The following is a 16,396-nucleotide window of genomic DNA, read 5'->3' on the forward strand; positions in this document are numbered from 1 at the left end:
TTGGAGGATCATCATGTTCTTCGGCCGATCCTGGAGTGACTGGATCGCGCAGTACGCAACCAGTCACCAGAATGCCGCGAATCGTTTCTGCCACACGGTAGGCATTCCAATGATCATCCTGTCTGTGCTCCTCACTCCAGTGATTCCGTTTGTGGCAGGTTTCTGGAAGCTGCCTGTTGCGCTGTTCGTGATCGGTTGGATCTTCCAGTTCGTAGGGCACGCGTTTGAGGGCAAGCCTCCGGAGTTCTTTCATGATTGGCGGTTTTTGCTCGTGGGGGCGAGGTGGTGGGCAGCGAAGATGAGAGGTAGGGCTTAGGCAGGACGGGAGCGAATTCCCATTTCGAGTTCGCTCGGGCAGGCTCTGGTCACGAAGGAAGAGGAAGTAAGTTCAGGACGGACCCGCCGCCTCGCGCGGGCGCAGGTCCGTTACATGGGCGGCGCAGGCTGCTGCTGGGTTGCGCAGTGGATCGCGCCCAGTCCCCAGATGAAATCCCCGCAGTAGATGCTAACCACATCCCGATTCGGGAATAGTGCTCCAAGAACGCTCAGTGCGACTCTGTCATTCGGATCATTGAACGTTGGGACCAACACTCCGGCATTAGCGATGTAGAAGTTGGCGTAGCTCGCCGGTAGCCGCTGTCCACGAAACCATACGGGGGAGGGCAGCGGAAGCTCGACTACGTTCAGAGGCTTTCCGTTCTGATCGGTTGCGCTTCGCAAACGGCGCAGGTTTTCCTGCAACGGCGCGTGGTTGGGATCGGACGCGTTTTTGGCGACGACAGTGACGATTGTGTCCGGCGAAACGAACCTCGAGATGTCATCGACGTGGCCGTGAGTGTCGTCGCCGGCGATTCCGTTTCCCAACCAAATCGTCTTTGTCACTCCAAGGTAATCAGCGAACAGCTGCTCCAGCTGATATCGCTTTACATCTGGATTTCGTTGCTGCACATCGCTCAGCAGGCATTCCTCTGTGGTTAACATCGTGCCACGGCCGTTGACGTCGATGCTGCCGCCTTCGAGCACGATGCGCCGGAGCTTCCCGTTTATCTTTAATTTCGGTTGCCAGCTTTCAAGTGCGAATTTCTGAGCAATCAACGCAGGAAGCTTTTCATCTCTCTGGTGATTCGAATATTTCGCCCAGCCGTTGAACTGCCAATGAGTCATTGCCAAGGCAGAATCCTTCTCACGCGCGACGAATATGGGACCAGAATCGCGAGTCCAGACGCGATCTGTTTTCCAGCAAAAAAACTGAACTCGCTCCAAGGCGACGTGAGCATCTTTCAAAGTGCGCTCGGCTGAACGCTGATGTGCTCTGCCATTCACGATGATTCGCACGTGTTCACCGCGCGCAAGATGGCGAACGATGTCAGCATAGATCCACGGAATAGGCTGGAACTTGCCGGGCCAGTCGTCGCGATTGTGCGGCCACGCAATCCAGGTAGCTTCGTGCGGCTCCCATTCAGCCGGCATGCGATAACCGAGTGACGCTGGTGTGGACTTTTTGGCTTTTTCTTTCAACTTGGCAGAAATCCAAAAGGCAAATTAGCCAGGATGCTTTCTCATCGTCATTCTGAACTCGGCCCAGTCTGCCGAGTAGCGGCTGCTACGCCGCTGAATCAGTGAGGTTCGTCGCAGCTTCACTTTGAAGAACTCATGATGCGCTTAGTGCATTCGAATGAAATCACGGCATCGAAATCCGTAGGTATTCCTCATCGCCGCACAATACGCCGCATTTCGCAATGACAAACACACGTTCGTGGTTTCATTCTGGGCTCAGTCGAGGAATCGCTGCGTAATGCCCGAGTAGCTCTCGATGCGGCGGTCGCGCAGGAACGGCCAGTTGCGACGGATTTCGTCGATTTCGGCTAGATTCACGTCGGCAAAGAGGATTTCTTCGCGGTTGTGCGAAGCTTCGGCGAGGACTCGTCCGAAGGGATCGGCTAGAAATGATCCCCCCCAGAACTCCAGGCCGGCGCCTTTGGCTTCATTTCCGCGAATGTTGCCGGTCTCATGGCCAATTCGATTTACAACCGCAACGAATACTCCGTTTGCGATCGCGTGTGCGCGCTGAATCGTGCGCCAGGCGTCGTGCTGCGCTGCTCCGTACTGCTCCTTTTCAGCAGGATGCCATCCGATGGCCGTCGGGTAAAACAACACTTGAGCACCCTGCAGCGCGGTGAGGCGAGCTCCTTCGGGATACCACTGATCCCAGCAGACGAGTGTGCCGATGCGGCCGACCTCGGTATCAAATGCCTTGAACCCGAGATCTCCGGGCGTGAAATAGTACTTCTCGTAATAGAGCGGATCATCAGGAATGTGCATCTTGCGGTAGACGCCCTTGATGGCACCATCACTTCCAATGAGCACGGCGGTGTTGTGATAGAGGCCGCGTGCTCGTTTCTCGAAAATTGAAGTGACTACGATTGCCTTGGCTTCAACTGCTGCCTTCGAAATTGCTTCGGTCGTCGGACCTGGAATTGTTTCCGCCAAGTCGAAGAGCGTGGGATCTTCGCGCTGGCAGAAGTACTGCGTGCGAAACAGCTCGGGCAGGCAAATAACCTGTGCACCGTTGCGCCCGGCTTCCCGCACTTGCTGGACGGCCTTGTGCAGATTCGCATCCGGATCTGCGGAGCAGGAAAGTTGAATTAGTGCGATTTGGAAATGGTCGTTCATGAAAAATAAGAACAAGAGCGAACACCAAGATCAGGAAGGCAATATAGAAGGTCATGAAGAACCTGGAACATCACTTCGTGACCTTTGATTCGCGCTTTCGTGGCTTCGCGTTCGCCTTCCGGGTTTACTCGAAAATTAAAATCGCCGCTGCGATCACAGTGGTCCAGCGTCCATGCTTATCGCCTACTGCGGACTGAGTGATATTTGCGGTGCGCACGATCTTATTGGAAATGCGATAGATTTCCTTCTTCTCGTCCCAGGACTTGTCTGCGTCGAAGTCAACATCGAGCGTTGTAGCCAGCATCTCGGCAGCGAGTTCTTCCGCGTAATCACCTGCCTGGTCGTCCGTCTCGCCAAAGCTGTGGTGTTCGCTCATATAGCCGTAAGTACCGCGATCCGTCGGGATCGCTACGCCGATGCTAGAAGCCAGCAAACGATGCGGCTCGCGGGTTGAATTCTCGGCCACTACGGCGAATACGACCTCGCCATGATTGAGATATTTCTGGCCTTCCTTGCGAGAAACCAATTTGCAGTGCGGGGGAAAGATGGAAGAGACGCGCACTAGATTTTGAGATGCGATGCCCGCGTCACGCAATGCGAGCTCGAAGGAGGTCAAGCGCTCTTTGTGTTTTCCCACTCCTTTGGTGAGAAAGAGCCGCTTGGGAACCATGTCTTTGCCCAATTCAAAAGCCCTCCGGAAAAGGCGTCTACAAAAAACTAAAGCTAACAGAAATTGTGCACTGCGCGCAGAGGAAAATATTTGAGCGATATGAATTTCGCCGGTTCAGGAGTGTGCCAACTTGTGCACTGCCTTTTTATTGACCGCGATCTCCATAAAGGCGCGCGCAGCCCGGCTGAGAGTTTTGTCCTTGCGATGGACCAGGGCCAAATCCCTGCTGATAGGCGGGTCGATGAAGCTTAAAGCAGACAGCGTTCCTGCGCGGATTTCATCGGAGATATTTGAACGTGCGACAAAGCCGACACCAACATCGGCAGCGACGAAACGCTTGAGCAACTCACTGGAATCGAGCTCCATCGACACATGAAGCTTGAGGCGTGCTTCTTCAAAGACATCGTCGATTGCGTCGCGTGTGCGTCCGAGCTTCGGCAGTACTAACGGATACTTAGCGATTTCTTCCAGTCGGGCGTGGGAGAGCTGTGCCAAAGCATGTCCAGGCGAGGTGATCAGCACAAGTTCATCGTGGTGTATTGGCAGCGCGTCGAGGCGAGAGTCTTTCACTGGCATCGAGACCACTCCAAAGTCAACGGTCTGGTCTATGACTGACTCCAGCGTCTTTGCTGTTTCTGCCCGCTGAATGCTCACTGAAACTTTCGGGTACTGCCGCTTAAAGTCGGCAAAGACCTCGGGAAGGACATAAAGACAGGTGGCCTCGTTGGCTCCGACAACAATCTCCCCCCGTGGAGTGCGCTCCATCTCTGCAATCGTCATCTTCACCGATCTCAGCGCGCGCAGCGCTTCTTCAGCGTAGGTTTGAAACGCCTTGCCAGCAACGGTGAGACTTACCTTCGCTCCGGAGCGGTCGAACAGTTTCGCGCCAACTTCTTCTTCGAGAGCGCGAATCTGTGACGAAATCGCAGGCTGGGTACGGAAACAACGTTCGGCAGCTTTGGAAAAGCTGGAGTGTTTGGCGACTTCCAGGAAAGAGTTGAGTTGGTCCAAATCCATGGGACTGATGGGAAGCTTGGTTTGTATCGTACGCCGGATTTTGCAATTCCGCAGTGGAAATGCCTATTTCCCCATGTGTGGCCTGCGCTTAGAATCTTGCAGTGGCACACTCGCGAAATCTTCTCCGCGCTCACGCTGTTGGACGCGTTTTGTGGAGGCTCAGCAACCGTCATTACGCGGTGAGGGGCGGGGTAGCGGCGGCCAAGAGTGTAGGGAAGGCGACGGCACGCGCCACTCGGATTCTCATTCTTGAGATCACCGGATTCTTCTTCGCAGTCTTTGCTGCTATGGGCCTCGCAGCTGCATGGCGACAATGGCAGAGGATTCAATCGGGCCAGTCCGCTCCAGTGTCACACGTCATCGTTACTCTGGCATTTGTCGCCGCATTCATCTACTTCTCGGTTAGCTCGTTCTGGCGTGCTCGACGCCATGCAGCGGTCAAAGAGAGTGGCAATGGCTGATTCGGCACGACCGGAAAGACTAAAACACGCCTCTGACGTCGAATTGCGCGAGCTCTACACGGACGAAGAACTCGCGCAATCTGGCTGGAGCTACGACGAGCAGGTTGGATTTCCTGGTCAATATCCCTTCACTCGTGGCATTCAGCCGACCATGCATCGCGGTCGTCTATGGACAATGCGCCAGTATGCAGGCATGGGAGACGCGGAAGAGTCGAACCGTCGCTACAAGTACCTTTTGGCGCATGGCACCACGGGACTTTCTGTGGCCTTCGATCTGCCGACACAAATCGGCTACGACTCGGACGATCCTATGTCATTGGGTGAAATCGGTAAGGTGGGAGTGGCGATCGACTCGATTGAAGACATGCAGCGGCTGTTTGAAGGCATCGATCTCGAGAAAATCTCGACGTCGATGACGATCAATGCCACAGCCATCATCTTGTTGGCGTTGTATGTTGCGGTTGCGAAGCGCAAAGGAGCGGATCCTCGCAAACTGTCGGGTACGGTGCAGAACGATGTGTTGAAAGAGTACATCGCCCGCGGCACTTACATTTATCCGCCGCAGCACGCCATGCGAATTATTACCGATATCTTCGCGTTTGCTAATGAGCACTTGCCGGAATGGAATCCCATATCAATCTCCGGTTACCACATGCGAGAGGCCGGTTGTACTGCGGTGCAGGAGGTGGCTTTTACACTGGCAAACGGCATCGCATACGTCGAGGCTGCGCTAAATGCCGGATTGCAAGTTGATTCGTTCGCGCCGAGGCTCTCGTTTTTCTTCAATGCTCATAACAACTTTCTGGAGGAAGTTGCAAAATTTCGCGCTGGGCGGCGGATGTGGGCGCACATCATGCGTGATCGGTTTCGCGCGAGAAATCCAAGATCGTGGATGCTCCGCTTCCATACTCAAACAGCAGGTTCAACGCTGACGGCGCAGCAACCAGAAGTAAACATTGTGCGTACAGCAATTCAGGCGCTGGCGTCAGTTGTCGGCGGTACGCAGTCCCTTCATACGAACGCATACGATGAAGCCTTGGCCATTCCCACCGCAGAGGCGGCGCGCATCGCGTTGCGCACGCAGCAGATCATCGCTTACGAATCAGGTGCCGCACATACGGTTGATCCGTTTGCTGGTTCATATGCGATTGAAAGCCTCACGGATGAGATCGAGGTTCGTGCGAGTGACTACATCCAGAAGATCGAATCTCTCGGCGGCATGATCAGTGCAATCGAGCAAGGCTTTGTGCAGCAGGAGATCCAGAACGCCGCTTATGAGGTGCAGCAGAAGATCGATCAAGGCGAGGCCATCGTGGTCGGCGTGAATCGCTTTACGCTTAAGAGTGAGAAATCGATTCCGATCCAACGCCTCGACGAGGCTCTTGAGCGCAAGCAGGTAGAGCGAGTGCGCGCCCTGCGCGCAACCAGACACCTGGAGCAATGGAAAATCGCCATGCGCAGATTAAAGGACACCTCTGCAAGTGGTGCGAATCTGGTCCCTGCAGTAATCGAAGCTGTCGAAAACAGGTGCACCGTTGGCGAGATTTCTAATCAATTACGTGAAGTATTTGGAGAGCACCGAGAAACAGTCGTAATCTGACCACAAAGCATCCAACCAGCAGGTCGGCTAGGAAGAACGCTGGGCCTGGTAATCGCATGCTTCGCGGCAGTCGCGGCAGTAGTATGCGCCGTCAGCGGACAAGCGAACGTCATTTAGTGCCTGGCACAAAATACAGTATTTTTCGCAGGCACAACGCGCTTCCTCGCGGTCGCACTGCGAACAGATAAACTTGGTTGCCATAGTGAGTAATGTAGCGCGGATGACCATGAAGGAAACGGGAGGGCAGACCAAATTGTTCTGAAGGAGTAAACTTCAGTAAGAGGTGGAGCGCAGAACTGCCGTTGTGAGGCTCCTCAGTCAGTTGGGACCCTTTTCGATCCTGCGCATCTCCTTCAGCAACGCGGCCTCTACTTTCGCGGATTGGCGTTCCCCTCGCGCAACGCGGCTGACATAAGAAGGATCGATACCAAGTTGCTTTGCAATTCTGCTGTAGATACCGCGATAGAGGCTAAGTCGATTCAACTTGGGGTTTTTGATATTATCCAACGTCATGATTCGTGACCCGCTGTCCTGGTCAGCGTGGCGCGATGTTAGATCACGGCAACTGAGGGACGAGGATACTGCCCTTAGGAGTTATAACTCTAATGTTATCGAGAATAGCTCCGGCATCATCCCCTGTCAAGAACTGATATGCGCGCTGGCACCAGGCTGGCAAGGCCAGAATGGGCAGTACAGATTGAACGTCTGCGTGAGCGTCTGCACTTAAATCAGGCGGGGCTCGCGCGTCTTCTGAATGTCTCTCCCATGGCAGTATCCCGCTGGGAGCGGGCAGTCAACGAACCCGAAGCTGCGTATTACATCCATATGGGCACTCTTTCGGGAGATCCGGACTGCTGGTATTTCTGGCAACGTGCGGGACTTCCTGCCAGCGATCTAAAACGAGCGCTACGCAAATCGAAAAGTAGCAAGAGCCCGCAATCCACGGTAGCAGAGCTGGAGAACCAGTCGGTTCCGCTGCTGGGCGTCAAAGTAGGTACCACCGAGCCAGGGGACAACGATCCGAATATCGATCGCAGCCCAGTTCTTGCCAGAGTGATGGCGCCTAGTGACTGGAGCGCGAACAAGCAGAGCGTTCGCTGTATTCGGATTGTCGGGGATGGCATGAGCCCATCGATTTCCGATGGTTCCCTCGTTGCGGTAGATCTTTCACAATTCGATTCCGCGAAACTGAACAACACGATCGTGCTCGTCTGGCACAAAGACTTCGGCTTGCTTCTTCGCAGGCTTAAGAGATTTGGAGCGGCAGAGGTACTGGTTGTGGATGCTGATCATAATCAATCCGGCACACTCACCCTCGATCGAAATTGCCGTATCTTAGGACGAGTTGTTTGGTGGTTGTCTCGACCCGAGCAGGGTTGAATTTCTTTAATGCTTTGTTCGCGCATTCCTTTCCGCGGATTCGATGCTGCTATTCTGATTGTTGAAAAACGTTGGTCGACTCGCTTTCGTAATCGCTCTCATTGGCTCGGGCTACTCAGCTTCTCCTTCTCTCGCACTCGCTTTAGGGTTAGCCCTGGCGTTCATATTAGGGAATCCCTTTCCTGCATTCACGTCCCGCTGGTCGAAGTGGTTGCTCCAGATTTCGGTTGTGGGACTCGGTTTCGGCATGAGTCTCGCCGACATCATGCGTGCCGGACGCTCAGGATTCCTTTATACGCTCTTGGGAATCAGCTTTGCCATCGCATGTGGTTTGCTTCTCGGACGCGGGCTGGCGGTGCAACGGATACCTTCCGCGTTGATCTCTATAGGCACGGCCATTTGTGGAGGAAGTGCGATTGCAGCCGTGGCACCAGTCTTAGACGCTGATGAGCACGACGTGGCGGTGTCGCTGGGCACAGTTTTCATCTTGAATGCGATTGCTCTCTTCCTGTTTCCTCCAATCGGACACTGCTTCAGGCTTTCGGAAACTCAGTTTGGGATTTGGTCAGCGCTGGCGATTCACGACACAAGTTCTGTCGTCGGAGCTGCAGCGCGTTACGGAAATCTTGCACTCGCAGTGGCTGCTACAGTGAAACTGACGCGCGCCCTTTGGATCGTCCCAGTAACGCTCGTAGTCGCTGCGCTTAAGAACCACAAAACATATGTGCAAGTGCCCTGGTTCATTCTCATGTTTGTCGTGGCGTCGGTTGCGAGGAGTTATTCTCCGCCATCCTTTATTCCTGGCTATGCAATGTTACTAAGTGCCGCGAAAGTCGGGCTTGCAGTGACTTTGTTTCTCATTGGGAGTGGATTGTCACGCAAGGCGATCGCCGAAGTCGGAATACGTCCCTTGATACAGGGAGTTCTCTTATGGGCAATCGTTGCCATAGGGTCGATCTGGCTCGTACGATCAGGGTTGATTTGAGCTGCCTATGACCATTGCAGGAGCCTGCCAATGATAACGGTGTCCTTCTCGCTCTGTACCGGGGCTATCAGAGTAGGACTTGGATCGCACTCACAAAGCAGGAGCGGCTCAGATGACTGGAAAGTCTTCCCAACTCCGCTCCTGCTTGCTATTTATCTCTGCGCGCTAGTGCGCTGTTGCAGTCGGCGAAGCGTAATCCAATCGACTGCTCCACAGCCCGAATAAATGATTACCAGCCGTATTCTTTGAGCTTGCGATATAGAGTTGTCTTGCCGATCCCAAGCAGGCGGGCGGCTTTGAGCTTATCGTCGTTGACGACTTTCAAAGCGTTGGCGATTGCTTGTTTCTCCAGAGTTGCAAGAGGGACAATCTTCCCAGCTGCGCCTTTGCGCGACGCTGGAGCTTTCTTTTTCGATGATTTAGGCATATTTGGCTTAGTCCTTGGCCATTCTTTAGGATTTTGACTTCTTGCGCTGTTCCGCCCAGCGCCGCTTCTGTGCTTCTGAGATGCGTCTACGTGCTTCTGCACTCATATGCCGCGGTCCTCGGCGTCCCAGCGCGCTTCGTCCCGTTCGAGAACTCCCTCCGAGTGCAGCGATGGCCTTGTCGATGCGCTGACGTTCGGCCCTCAGTGCTTCAAGAATCTGTTCGGTATCCAACAGCGTCTCCTAACTCCCGATTCGGGAAGAAGAAATTGTATCAACAAAACTCAAAAAGTTCATGCCACAAAAGTCGCACGGATTCGCTACTCTGGACAATCGTTCCTAAGTTGTTTTGCAAATTCCAAAATGAGTTTACAGGCGAATTGAGAATGCGGCGAGGGGATTCCAATAAAGTTACTAACTTTTTGATGGCAAAATGGGAATATCCGGTAACCTGGAAGCGTTACGAGAGTTATACGAAGTTACTATCCCAAATCCGAACCGAGAATGCGTTTTCAGCACCGAATTGTTGTTGAAATTGCAGTGCACGCAGCGGAATCCGCAGTTGCGGCCAGGGCTGGCGGAGCGGATCACATCGAGCTGTTCAGCAATCGTGTGGAAGGTCGGGTACGCCCAGCCAAGGTCTCATTGCCACTGTACGCGAGAATGTAACGAAAAGTGTGCACGTAATGATTCATTCCCGTGGCGCAGATTTCCACTACTCTGATCTTGAATTCCTGACAATGACTCGCGATATCGATATGGCCAAGGGTCTCGGCGCTAACGGAGTTGTGTTCGGGCTCGTCAATCTGGATAAGGCTACAGAATATTCGGCAAAGCGTGCGAGAAACTGGCGTAAGAGAAGTTGATGCCGGGTTGCGGAGCACCATTCTCAGCCCAATACGTTGTCACAACCGGAACATTTCATTTGTGCATACAGCTCCGAATGACTACGAACGGCTTCTCGTGAAGGAACAAAACGTCCGGGATCTATTAATGAAGCGGGACAATCATGATCCGGTTTTTAGCCATAGTTCTTATTTCACAGTCAATTTGCGCAGTAGGACAGTCTTCCCAACTGGCGCGATATCAAACGAAGTTCGAAAATGACGTGGTGGCGGTCTATGGAGTCAATCTGCAGGCGCACGCTTCCGTCCCTGCGTTTCAATCAGCACGTGACACATTCTGGGTTGCTCTCACGGACTCGTCGCTAAGCTTCACTCGCCAACAAGGGAAGACTGACATTCGCTGGCAGGCAGGAGACACCCGATTCTTTCCGAGTTTTGAGACTAACGTTCTGAGCAACAGGGGGACAGCTGAGTTTCGAGGCGTGATGATCGCACTGAAGCCTCGCAGCCTCATCTCCGGCGCGTGCGGTTGTGCAGAAAACACGGCAAGAGCGATCTGTGGATGCAAGGGAGCGACCCACCTCGAACCCTTGTGGGCGCTGAGCTTGGGTGAAGTCACCCTTGCAGGGACGTCATTGGCTGCGGGTGAATCGTTTCGAGCTGCAGCCCTGCGAGATGACATGCTGCTTGTAGCAGTTACGGATCTCGACTTGACTGATCTGGGCAGCCAGGATTCCGAATCCGGCGAACGGCCGGTGCTGCACCTCAAATCCGGCGACGCTGCCTGGATTCCGGGGGGCAGACACCAGTTCAAGAACCTTGACAGCGCTGCGGTACGCTTCGTGACTTTCGAATTCTGATTCATCTAGGGGGCAGTCTGCTGCGAGTTGAGCTTCTTTTCCATGTCGCGCAGGACGAGCTGCCACATATCGATTTCAAGTTCGAACTGATGCTTCAGTGGCGTGTCTCCCGTTGAAACGAACGCAACATTTCGCTGCATCTGCCCAAGCAAGGCTCGCATTTTCGCGACGTCGGCTTTGAGATCATTGGTCTCTTCTGCGGCGCGCTGGGAGCTTGCCAGTGTCGCCGCGCTCTTGGGTGCGTCTTGAAGATCTTGTCCAGCAAGCGTAAGGATTGTGCAGAATAAAATAGCTATCGCTCCAATGAGCCTGTGACTGATCATCTTTCCTCCTCCAGACATCAGGTTTTCGGCAATATCAGAGAAATCAATTGTGAGAATTGATTTTTCTTATTGGGATAATGGAGCAGTTGCAAGGTGTAATCGAGACGAGCATAAGAGACGCCGTGAATGGATTACCAGGATTGGACCTAGATCACCTCAAGACATTCGTCGAAGTGGCGAAAGAGGGCAATTTCTCGCGCGCTGCTGCGAAAGTATTCCGGTCGCAGCCTGCGGTAAGCGCGCAGATTCGTCAACTCGAGGAAGCCTATCAGCAAAGACTGTTTGACCGGTCGGGAAAGGCCGTGCGCCTCACGCCTGCTGGCGAAATCCTCCTGCAATACGCGCAGAGCTTGTTGCGCTTGCACGACGAGTCGAGGAACGCGTTGTCGCATGCTTCGCAGGAAACGCGCGGCGTGCTCTCGATCGGCGCCAACGAGGCAACTTTTCTCTATGTGTTGCCAAGGGTCTTTGAGCATTTTCATCAGAAATATCCATCGGTCCGGATCAGTGTGTATCGGAATTTCAGTCGCAAGATCATCGAGAAGATCGAAGCTGGAGCCGTGGATGTAGGCATCGTCACGCTGCCGGTCAAGAGTTCGTCGTTGCGTGTGGTTCGCATCTTCAGCGACGAATTGCAGCTGGTAATTCAGGCGAGCCATCCCTTCCGCGATCGGCTGCGGATCTCAATGGAGCTCGGCAGCATTACTCTCATCAAGCAGTTCGTCGCGGGAGGTTTTGGAGCCTCAGTCATCAGCACGAGTTTCGCGCAGGACGATGTACAAGCCGGACGTCTTCGGCTAATCCCTATTAAGGATCTCAAGCTCAAACGAGAACTCGGGCTGGTGTACCGCAAGGATCGCACTCTGCCGCGAGCTGCAACAGCGTTCGTGGAAGTTGCGCATCAATCGCTTCGCACGAATTGAGCTCACGCCGAAACCTTCATCTGCAATGGAGCCACCCTCCGCAGCGGCTCTGATAAGGAGCGGATCATCGCGGCAAAGCCGGTCAAATCGAGGGACTGTGGGCCATCCGACAGCGCTCGCTCGGGGCAAGGATGAACCTCAACGATCAGGCCATCGGCACCAACCGCAATTGCAGCCCGTGATACAGCGCTAATCAGACTTCGTCTTCCAGTCCCATGCGACGGATCGGCGATGACGGGCAAGTGCGAGAGTTCCTTTGCCAAGGCGATTGCAGCAAGATCGATTGTGTTTCGCAGTTCCGTTTCGAAGGTCTTGATTCCACGTTCACAGAGAATAACCTGAGAGTTTCCTCCGGAGAGCAGGTACTCCGCGGCCAAAAGCCATTCCTTAACCGTCGCCGATGGTCCACGCTTCAGCAAGATAGGGCGATCGACTTTCGCGAGTCGCCGTAGCAGCGCAAAGTTCTGCATGTTGCGCGCGCCAACCTGAAGCATATCCGCGTGTTCCGAAATGAGATCAACGTCCTCGGTGCTCATCACTTCCGTGACGATAGGCAGTCCAGTCAGCTTACGAGCTTCGGAGAGGATTTTTAATGCTTCGACTCCTAAACCTTGGAAGTCATACGGAGACGTGCGAGGTTTGTAGGCTCCTCCGCGAAGCATGCTGGCTCCAGCTTCCTTCACTGCAACTGCCGTGTCGAGCAGTTGCTCTCGCGACTCAACGGAGCAGGGTCCAGCAATTACGACTACCTCTTCTCCACCGATCTTTACGCCGCCGACTTCCAACACGCTCGGTTCGCCTCGAACTTGCCGGCTAACCAACTTGAATGGATGTGCAATAGGGATGGCGTCCTCGACGCCAGGTGCGATCTTGAGCGCCTCAAGCAGTGTTCGATTTCCGCCGCTGCCGACCGCTGCAACGATGGTTCGCTCAGTTCCGCGAATTACGTGAGGTTGATAGCCACAAAGAACCACGTTATCGATGACGTGCTGAATTTCAGCCTCGGTCGCGCCTTCTGCCATATTAATGATCACTGCCCGCCTCCTTGGAATCAGTACTGAAAAGCGAAAGCCGCAACTTAAAGTTGCGGCCTTCGGTGTTTTCTGCTGATGATTGCTAAACGATTAAACTTCAGCTTCGTTCGCAGGCACGCGCTTCACCGGAGCCGCTACTCGTAAAGAACCAGTAGCGGTAGCTAAAGCCGGTAAATGGGAGTGCTTGCATCAGAATTGTCGCATAGAACTATAGGATAGCCTGCTTTCGGTGTCAATGAACGCTGGCTGAAGGAGCGGTTTCTCCCAGTCGGACTATCACACGTTTTCGATGATCACGGACCTGTCATGAGCAGTTATTCGGGCGTGAGCGTAGTGCAACAATCCAATGAACCCGTGTTTCCACACTTAGAGAACTGAACTTCGAGCCAACTTTTGTTCACCCATCCGCTATCAGGAAATGACAAATTACCGCTTTTGTGGGATGACAAAAAGTGTCATAGATCGCTGCAAATGGAGGTCGTCGTATTTTCCGCTGCGATCGCGCTCTTGAAAGTTTTCCGTAAGTAGTTGAGTTTTATGGAAATAGGAGCCATCGTTTGCAAGTTTGAGACGGGAAAACGAAATTGTCGTGATTGGCACTTCGGGTGCGATACATACTGGGTGACAGCCGCTGTATGGCTGTAGAAGGATAATTGCGACATGCGAAGGCAAAAGGGATTCTCGTTAATTGAGTTGCTGATCGTTGTCGCCATCATTCTCATCATCGCGGCGATTGCGATTCCTAATCTGCTGCGCGCGAAAATGGCAGCTAATGAAGCGTCAGCCGTATCCAGCCTACACACGATTTTCACGGCCGAATCCGCCTATTTTGCAGCAGGATGGAGCAATCCGGGAGCCCTTGGTTTCTCCACTGTCTTGCAGGATCTGGGTGATTCGAAAGGTTGCACCCCGCCTAAACTTGACAGCGCCTGTCAGATTGACAACATCTTGGCGAATGCCACGACGCCGGGAACTGCAAAGTCTGGATACTACTTTACTTATGTGCCAATCCCCAATGGACAATTGAACGTTGGTTTTTCAGTACAGGCGGATCCTGCAGCTCGTGCCCAGACTGGTAATCGCAGTTTCTTCACCGACCAAAGCGGCGTAATCCGCGCTAATACATCGCAGTCTGCTGGCTCGAATGACGCTCCAATCCAGTAATCGGCAAACCAGAATCTGTTTACACTGTGCAGTGTTTTCAAATCATCTCAGGTGCGCTGATTCCACCGCCCACGAGCTAACCCCGTGATAAATTGGGAATAGTGGGCGCGTAGCTCAGTTGGTAGAGCAACGCCCTTTTAAGGCGTGGGTCGCAGGTTCGAATCCTGCCGCGCTCACCATCCTCCAAAGATCCACGCTAACATGCCGCGTTTACTCTGTTCCGGACTTGCTCATAATTTCATTACTGATCCCGCTCGAAGTTTGCCATGCTAGAACTGGAGTGTCGGTAAAACGATAACGCAGAAAACGTGGCCGGCCTTTCCGCCTCCAGTAGTTTGACGTGTAACTGGCTACTTTCACGCCGGATCTAAGTGCGCTTACGAATTTTTTCTGCTCGGGATCAATAACGATACCGACATGTCCCGGCCAGACAATCAGGTCACCAACAGTTGGTCGATAGATTCGTCGGAAAGCATCGCTACCTCGGTAAAGGACTCGCGAGGGCTCGTAGTGATAGAAGAGGCCCATCGCGTTAAACAGCGAATTCACGAAGTGTGAGCAGTCGAGTGTGGTTTCGTGAATCTGCAAGCCGAGTTCCACTAATTTTTCCGCATGCTGCCTATGCGCCGGTTGGTTCATGAACTCACCTGATTGCGCGGCACTGATTGTTGACAGCAACAAGAATGCTCAGAGCAGCAGAGATGCTGCCACTGGATTCGAAATTGGCATTGTGGTTGAAAAATTCGATGCGCAGTAGTGAGCCCGAGCCGTGCGGAATCGAGAGTTGCCGATTTTGGACTACGCTACTGCACGACCGGTGGTTTCCGCAGCAGGAAGGCTTTTACGGCAATTGCATTTGGCTGCTGACCAACTGGGATGATGGTGAGCAGCACGGCTCCCTGTTTCACAGCCGTTCGCACGACGCTTACGTCCCCTGCAGCTGTGTCAGCGACGAACAGGAAGTTCTGATTTGGAGAGAGAGCGAGGGCGTCCGGACGCCGACCCACGGGCACCGTTGTAACGAGCTTTCCTTCGTCAATGTCGTAAACCGAAACGGTATCGGAATTGAAGTTGCTAACGTACAGAGTGGAATTGTCGGCACTCACGATCGAGCGAACTGGTCCAGCGCCAATGAGATAACTCGCCCCAACTTCATTTGTGCTCGCGATAATCTCCGAGATCGTGTTTGCGCCGAAATTGCTGACAAAAACCTGACCGCCATCGGGCTTAAGCGCCAGGTGAGTCGGCGTGGAACCAACATCGAGAATTGAAAGCAGGCGATCGGCTTTGATAGCGGCAAACTCCTTGGACTTTGTTACCTCTTTGCGATCAACAACCGACTGCGCAGAAGTCTGTGGATTCGTCATGTCAGTTTCCATATTCAACCCGATTACGGCAACCTGCCCCGAGCCGCTGCATGCTACGAATGCCTTTCCCGAATCGGGCAGGATTTCGACATCCGTTGGTTCCTTACAGGCTGAGACTGAAGACCGCACCTTCATAGTCTGAGCATCGATCACGGAAACAGAATCGCTCAGGCGTTCCGATACTACGACGGTCTTCCCGTCGCGTGAGACGCGTGCTTCTCCAGGAGCTTTGCCCACGGTTATGTTGCGCAACACTCGCCGTTGGAAAATGTCGATGATGGAGACGCTGTTTGAGCCGGAGTTTGCCACGAAAGCTCGAGTACCATCCGCAGAAACATCGACGAAATATGGTGTGCGCTCCAGGGCGATGATTCCAACGACTTTGTTCAGTTCAGCATCGATCACGCTCAGTGAGTTGGATCCCGTGTTGACGACATAAACCTCGTTTTTCTGGGTATTGACGGCAACACCAGTTGGATTGTTTCCTACCGGTATTGTGGCGATCGGCTTGTAATTGCGCATGTCCAAAACGGAAACGCTATTGCTTTTCCCATTCGTGACGAATGCATATTCGCGATAGGCCGGCGGATAGTTTGGTAGCTTTTGAGTACAAGCACCTGTGACTACAAGGCAGGACGCAATCAACATGGACAAGGTGTTTTTGAAATG

General features: G+C 53.5%; 20 protein-coding genes and 1 tRNA gene. 10 read left to right on the top strand and 11 right to left on the bottom strand.

Translation table 11 applies throughout. The features are described 5' to 3' along the window. Positions 1-13 precede the first annotated feature (13 nt). The gene (locus tag DMG62_19835; protein PYY21259.1) at positions 14-316 is read left to right on the top strand and encodes a DUF962 domain-containing protein; all 303 of its coding nucleotides are present in this window, start codon (positions 14-16) and stop codon (positions 314-316) included. A gap of 110 nt (positions 317-426) precedes the next feature. Here the strand turns inward: DMG62_19835 and DMG62_19840 are convergent, their stop codons facing one another. From DMG62_19840 to DMG62_19855, 4 genes are all read right to left on the bottom strand, one after another. Continuing rightward, positions 427-1,470: an agmatine deiminase gene (locus DMG62_19840; protein ID PYY21260.1), complete on the bottom strand. Its 1,044-nt coding sequence runs from the start codon at positions 1,468-1,470 to the stop codon at positions 427-429. 303 nt (positions 1,471-1,773) lie between these two features. Next, complete coding sequence (locus tag DMG62_19845) at positions 1,774-2,673, bottom strand: acyltransferase (GenBank protein PYY21261.1); 900 nt, start codon at positions 2,671-2,673, stop codon at positions 1,774-1,776. Between the two features lie 124 nt (positions 2,674-2,797). Then, positions 2,798-3,343 carry an arginine decarboxylase, pyruvoyl-dependent gene (locus DMG62_19850; GenBank protein ID PYY21262.1) on the bottom strand — a complete coding sequence of 182 codons (546 nt, stop codon included), beginning with the start codon at positions 3,341-3,343 and terminating at the stop codon, positions 2,798-2,800. A gap of 114 nt (positions 3,344-3,457) precedes the next feature. After that, positions 3,458-4,360, bottom strand: coding sequence for a LysR family transcriptional regulator (locus tag DMG62_19855; GenBank protein ID PYY21263.1), 903 nt, complete (start codon positions 4,358-4,360; stop codon positions 3,458-3,460). A gap of 179 nt (positions 4,361-4,539) precedes the next feature. Between DMG62_19855 and DMG62_19860 the strand changes: the two genes are divergently transcribed. Beyond that, the gene (locus DMG62_19860; protein PYY21264.1) at positions 4,540-4,821 is read left to right on the top strand and encodes a hypothetical protein; all 282 of its coding nucleotides are present in this window, start codon (positions 4,540-4,542) and stop codon (positions 4,819-4,821) included. Further along, the gene (locus tag DMG62_19865; GenBank protein PYY21265.1) at positions 4,814-6,421 is read left to right on the top strand and encodes a methylmalonyl-CoA mutase; all 1,608 of its coding nucleotides are present in this window, start codon (positions 4,814-4,816) and stop codon (positions 6,419-6,421) included. Before DMG62_19860 ends, DMG62_19865 begins: the two co-directional genes overlap by 8 nt. Before the next feature lie 318 nt (positions 6,422-6,739). On the opposite strand, the gene DMG62_19870 is transcribed toward DMG62_19865, so the two are convergent. Further along, positions 6,740-6,934, bottom strand: a complete 195-nt coding sequence (locus DMG62_19870) for a hypothetical protein (GenBank protein ID PYY21266.1) — start codon at positions 6,932-6,934, stop codon at positions 6,740-6,742. Positions 6,935-7,072: 138 nt separating this feature from the next. Between DMG62_19870 and DMG62_19875 the strand changes: the two genes are divergently transcribed. Then, positions 7,073-7,801, top strand: a complete 729-nt coding sequence (locus DMG62_19875; GenBank protein PYY21267.1) for a hypothetical protein — start codon at positions 7,073-7,075, stop codon at positions 7,799-7,801. Positions 7,802-7,892: 91 nt separating this feature from the next. Beyond that, positions 7,893-8,786 (top strand): putative sulfate exporter family transporter, encoded by an 894-nt coding sequence (locus DMG62_19880; GenBank protein ID PYY21311.1) that lies wholly within the window; start codon positions 7,893-7,895, stop codon positions 8,784-8,786. A 229-nt stretch (positions 8,787-9,015) separates the two neighbouring features. Here DMG62_19880 and DMG62_19885 read toward each other — a convergent pair whose 3' ends face one another. Together DMG62_19885 and DMG62_19890 are read right to left on the bottom strand one after the other, a co-directional pair. Beyond that, positions 9,016-9,213: a hypothetical protein gene (locus tag DMG62_19885; GenBank protein PYY21268.1), complete on the bottom strand. Its 198-nt coding sequence runs from the start codon at positions 9,211-9,213 to the stop codon at positions 9,016-9,018. Positions 9,214-9,238: 25 nt separating this feature from the next. Next, positions 9,239-9,445, bottom strand: coding sequence for a hypothetical protein (locus DMG62_19890; GenBank protein PYY21269.1), 207 nt, complete (start codon positions 9,443-9,445; stop codon positions 9,239-9,241). A gap of 320 nt (positions 9,446-9,765) precedes the next feature. Here DMG62_19890 and DMG62_19895 point away from each other — a divergent pair, with 320 nt between their 5' ends. Both DMG62_19895 and DMG62_19900 read left to right on the top strand, forming a co-directional pair. After that, a complete protein-coding gene (locus tag DMG62_19895; GenBank protein ID PYY21270.1) occupies positions 9,766-10,077 on the top strand; it encodes a hypothetical protein in 312 nt (103 codons plus the stop codon). Positions 10,078-10,220: 143 nt separating this feature from the next. Continuing rightward, positions 10,221-10,916 carry a hypothetical protein gene (locus DMG62_19900; protein ID PYY21271.1) on the top strand — a complete coding sequence of 232 codons (696 nt, stop codon included), beginning with the start codon at positions 10,221-10,223 and terminating at the stop codon, positions 10,914-10,916. Positions 10,917-10,921: 5 nt separating this feature from the next. On the opposite strand, the gene DMG62_19905 is transcribed toward DMG62_19900, so the two are convergent. Then, positions 10,922-11,257, bottom strand: coding sequence for a hypothetical protein (locus tag DMG62_19905; GenBank protein ID PYY21272.1), 336 nt, complete (start codon positions 11,255-11,257; stop codon positions 10,922-10,924). A 59-nt stretch (positions 11,258-11,316) separates the two neighbouring features. Between DMG62_19905 and DMG62_19910 the strand changes: the two genes are divergently transcribed. Then, positions 11,317-12,162 (top strand): hypothetical protein, encoded by an 846-nt coding sequence (locus DMG62_19910; GenBank protein ID PYY21273.1) that lies wholly within the window; start codon positions 11,317-11,319, stop codon positions 12,160-12,162. A 2-nt stretch (positions 12,163-12,164) separates the two neighbouring features. Here the strand turns inward: DMG62_19910 and aroF are convergent, their stop codons facing one another. Beyond that, on the bottom strand, positions 12,165-13,184 hold the full coding sequence (gene aroF / locus DMG62_19915; protein ID PYY21274.1) for a 3-deoxy-7-phosphoheptulonate synthase: 1,020 nt from the start codon (positions 13,182-13,184) through the stop codon (positions 12,165-12,167). Between the two features lie 672 nt (positions 13,185-13,856). Here aroF and DMG62_19920 point away from each other — a divergent pair. Together DMG62_19920 and DMG62_19925 are read left to right on the top strand one after the other, a co-directional pair. Next, on the top strand, positions 13,857-14,360 hold the full coding sequence (locus DMG62_19920; GenBank protein ID PYY21275.1) for a pili assembly chaperone: 504 nt from the start codon (positions 13,857-13,859) through the stop codon (positions 14,358-14,360). A 103-nt stretch (positions 14,361-14,463) separates the two neighbouring features. Then, positions 14,464-14,539, top strand: a tRNA-Lys gene (locus DMG62_19925). Between the two features lie 31 nt (positions 14,540-14,570). Here DMG62_19925 and DMG62_19930 read toward each other — a convergent pair. Together DMG62_19930 and DMG62_19935 are read right to left on the bottom strand one after the other, a co-directional pair. Beyond that, on the bottom strand, positions 14,571-14,999 hold the full coding sequence (locus tag DMG62_19930) for a hypothetical protein (GenBank protein PYY21276.1): 429 nt from the start codon (positions 14,997-14,999) through the stop codon (positions 14,571-14,573). Between the two features lie 164 nt (positions 15,000-15,163). Then, positions 15,164-16,375, bottom strand: coding sequence for a hypothetical protein (locus DMG62_19935; protein PYY21277.1), 1,212 nt, complete (start codon positions 16,373-16,375; stop codon positions 15,164-15,166). Between the last annotated feature and the right edge of the window lie 21 nt (positions 16,376-16,396).

The organism is Acidobacteriota bacterium (assembly GCA_003225175.1).
Lineage (GTDB): Bacteria > Acidobacteriota > Terriglobia > Terriglobales > Acidobacteriaceae > Gp1-AA112.

Coding starts and splice junctions, on each gene's coding strand:
- DMG62_19920 (PYY21275.1), top strand. CDS start 13,857: ATGCGAAGGCAAAAGGGATTCTCGTTAATTGAGTTGCTGATCGTTGTC.
- DMG62_19855 (PYY21263.1), bottom strand. CDS start 4,360: ATGGATTTGGACCAACTCAACTCTTTCCTGGAAGTCGCCAAACACTCC.
- DMG62_19865 (PYY21265.1), top strand. CDS start 4,814: ATGGCTGATTCGGCACGACCGGAAAGACTAAAACACGCCTCTGACGTC.
- DMG62_19930 (PYY21276.1), bottom strand. CDS start 14,999: ATGAACCAACCGGCGCATAGGCAGCATGCGGAAAAATTAGTGGAACTC.
- DMG62_19850 (PYY21262.1), bottom strand. CDS start 3,343: ATGGTTCCCAAGCGGCTCTTTCTCACCAAAGGAGTGGGAAAACACAAA.
- DMG62_19900 (PYY21271.1), top strand. CDS start 10,221: ATGATCCGGTTTTTAGCCATAGTTCTTATTTCACAGTCAATTTGCGCA.
- aroF (PYY21274.1), bottom strand. CDS start 13,184: ATGGCAGAAGGCGCGACCGAGGCTGAAATTCAGCACGTCATCGATAAC.
- DMG62_19905 (PYY21272.1), bottom strand. CDS start 11,257: ATGTCTGGAGGAGGAAAGATGATCAGTCACAGGCTCATTGGAGCGATA.
- DMG62_19935 (PYY21277.1), bottom strand. CDS start 16,375: ATGTTGATTGCGTCCTGCCTTGTAGTCACAGGTGCTTGTACTCAAAAG.
- DMG62_19875 (PYY21267.1), top strand. CDS start 7,073: ATGCGCGCTGGCACCAGGCTGGCAAGGCCAGAATGGGCAGTACAGATT.
- DMG62_19840 (PYY21260.1), bottom strand. CDS start 1,470: ATGCCGGCTGAATGGGAGCCGCACGAAGCTACCTGGATTGCGTGGCCG.
- DMG62_19910 (PYY21273.1), top strand. CDS start 11,317: ATGGAGCAGTTGCAAGGTGTAATCGAGACGAGCATAAGAGACGCCGTG.
- DMG62_19885 (PYY21268.1), bottom strand. CDS start 9,213: ATGCCTAAATCATCGAAAAAGAAAGCTCCAGCGTCGCGCAAAGGCGCA.
- DMG62_19870 (PYY21266.1), bottom strand. CDS start 6,934: ATGACGTTGGATAATATCAAAAACCCCAAGTTGAATCGACTTAGCCTC.
- DMG62_19845 (PYY21261.1), bottom strand. CDS start 2,673: ATGAACGACCATTTCCAAATCGCACTAATTCAACTTTCCTGCTCCGCA.
- DMG62_19835 (PYY21259.1), top strand. CDS start 14: ATGTTCTTCGGCCGATCCTGGAGTGACTGGATCGCGCAGTACGCAACC.